Raw genomic sequence first — 2,849 nt, forward strand, 5'->3', positions numbered from 1 at the left:
TCGGAGATGTGTATAAGAGACAGCGTCGGCATCAGCCCTTCTTAACCAACCCGTCCCATGTCATGGGACGGTCGCGCCGTCGGGCCGGGGTCCTACCCCGGCGCGCATGCGGTGCGATAACCCCTTTCTGTTTCCGGTTTGTTCCGGTACGGTCAGAGGATGAAGGCGAATGCTGCACGTTCTCCCGCCGCGGCCGGTGCCGCCAAACTCAGCCCGCGGGGCCGTCGCGTGAGCGATCCCGCGCGCGATCTCTTCGCCGGCGGCAAAGTCGCCGCCACCTCGCCGCTGCCTGGCCCGGCCGAGCGGCGCAAGCTCGAGGGCTCGGCCGCCGTGCCGCCGCTCGCCGCCGTGCAGGCGGCCGAGGGCGGCTACGATGCGTCCGCCATCGAGGTGCTGGAGGGGCTGGAGCCGGTCCGGCGCCGGCCCGGCATGTATATCGGCGGCACCGACGAGCGGGCGCTGCACCACCTCTTCGCCGAGGTCATCGACAATTCGATGGACGAGGCGGTGGCGGGCCATGCCAGCTTCATCGAGGTCGAGCTCGAGGAGAGCGGGGCGCTGGTCGTCACCGACAACGGCCGCGGCATCCCGGTCGACCCGCACCCGAAATTTCCCGGCAAGTCCGCGCTCGAGGTCATCATGACCACGCTGCACGCGGGCGGAAAGTTCGACTCGAAGGTCTATGAGACCTCCGGCGGCCTGCACGGCGTCGGCATCTCGGTGGTGAACGCCCTCTCCGACCTCTTGGAGGTCGAGGTCGCCCGCAACCAGACCCTCTACCGCCAGACCTTCTCGCGCGGTCTGCCGACGAGCGCGCTGGAGCCGGTCGGCCGGGTGCAGAACCGGCGCGGCACGCGGGTGCGCTTCCACCCCGACGCGCAGATCTTCGGCTCGCTGAAGTTCGACCCGCGCCGCCTGTTCAAGATGGCGCGCTCGAAGGCCTACCTGTTCGGCGGCGTCGAGATCCGCTGGCGCTGCGCCCCCGCCCTGCTGGAGGGGCTGGACGGCGTGCCGGCCGAGGCCGTGCACCGCTTCCCCGGCGGCCTGCGCGACTACCTCGCTCGCGACATCGACGGCAAGGAACTCGTCACCGAGGCGATCTTCGCCGGCAAGGTGACGAAGCCGGGGAGCCACGGCTCGCTCGAATGGGCGGTGGCCTGGACGGTCGCGGACGACGGCGTCTCGCACTCCTACTGCAACACGATCCCGACGCCCGATGGCGGCACCCACGAAGCCGGCCTGCGCGTCGCGCTGCTCCGGGGCCTGCGCGAGCACGCCGAGCGCGTGAACCAGGCCAAGCGCATGACGGCCGTCACCACGGACGACGTGATGGCGACCTGCGCCTCGATGCTCTCGGTCTTCATCCGCGAGCCCGAGTTCCAGGGCCAGACCAAGGACAAGCTCGCCACGGTGGAAGCCTCGCGCATCGTCGAGACGGCGATCCGCGACGCCTTCGACCACTGGCTCGCCGGCTCGCCCGCCCAGGCCAACAAGCTGCTCGACTGGGTGATCGACCGGGCCGAGGAGCGCCTGCGCCGCCGCCAGGAGAAGGAGGTCGCGCGGAAATCCGCCACCCGCAAGCTGCGCCTGCCGGGCAAGCTCGCCGACTGCTCGGCGGCCGGCACGGCGGGCTCGGAGATCTTCATCGTCGAGGGGGACTCGGCCGGCGGCTCGGCCAAGCAGGCGCGCGACCGCGCCACCCAGGCGATCCTGCCCCTGCGCGGCAAGATCCTGAACGTGGCCTCGGCGAGCCGGGACAAGCTCGGGGCCAACCAGCTGATCTCCGACCTGACGCTGGCGCTCGGCTGCGGCACGGGGGCGAACTTCCGCGAGGCGGACCTGCGCTACGACAAGGTGATCATCATGACGGACGCCGACGTGGACGGCGCCCACATCGCCTCGCTGCTGATCACCTTCTTCTACCGGCAGATGCCGAAGCTCATCGACCGCGGGCACCTCTATCTCGCGATCCCGCCGCTCTACCGGCTGCAGCAGGGCACCAAGATCGCCTACGCGCGCGACGACGCGCACAAGGACCAGATCATCCGGACGCAGTTCAAGAACGGCAAGGTCGAGATCGGCCGCTTCAAGGGCCTGGGCGAGATGATGCCGGGCCAGCTGAAGGAGACCACCATGGACCCGAAGAAGCGTACGCTGCTGCGGGTTGCGGTGCTCGACGAGGCGCGGGAATCGACCGGCGACACGGTTGACCGGCTGATGGGCAACAAGCCGGAGGCGCGCTTCGCCTTCATCACCGAGCGGGCGGCCTTCACGGAGGGCGCCAACCTCGACATCTAGAACGCACTCCGCCGCAGTGGACGCCGGTTCGGCGCAAGAGAGCGCATCGATACGAGAGGTTCGATACGGCCTCTGGTTGATCGGTTCGGTCCAACGCATCGTCGCGGAACGAAGCGCGGGCCCCCCTCTCCCATAGGGAGAGGGGGCCTGGCGCGGTTCACCGCACGCGGCCGAACCCAGCAACCGGAAAGGGTATGAACCGTTCCCGCTGGCAACGCGGTGGGGAAAGGCTCTAGGCGGGACCCTTCGGGCGTGTCCGCACGCGTGCGCGACCGGCTCCGGGTCCGAGCCCGTTACCGGCGCCCTCATCCCTCGGCTGCCGGCCATCCTTCGACCGGAATGCAGGGAACGAGCGATCGAACGAGAAAGCCCGGCCGCGAGGCCGGGCTTTCTTCGTGGCACGCACGGGGTGCGGGCATACCGAACGCGAAGAGCCCGGCCTCTCGGCGGGGCTCCCGCGAGACGGTGCCGGGTCGCGGACGACCCGGCGCCGAGATCTTAGTACGAGCCGAACTTGTAGTTGACGCCGGCGCGGACGACGGCGAACTCGG

General features: G+C 69.8%; 1 protein-coding gene. It reads left to right on the forward strand.

The window, feature by feature from the left end:
• Positions 1-228 precede the first annotated feature (228 nt).
• The gene (gene parE / locus AX737_RS01255; RefSeq protein ID WP_066918345.1) at positions 229-2,298 is read left to right on the forward strand and encodes a DNA topoisomerase IV subunit B; all 2,070 of its coding nucleotides are present in this window, start codon (positions 229-231) and stop codon (positions 2,296-2,298) included.
• The last annotated feature ends 551 nt before the right edge of the window (positions 2,299-2,849 follow it).

The sequence above is a fragment of the Methylobacterium sp. CCH5-D2 genome, assembly GCF_001556475.1.
GTDB lineage: Bacteria > Pseudomonadota > Alphaproteobacteria > Rhizobiales > Beijerinckiaceae > Methylobacterium > Methylobacterium hispanicum.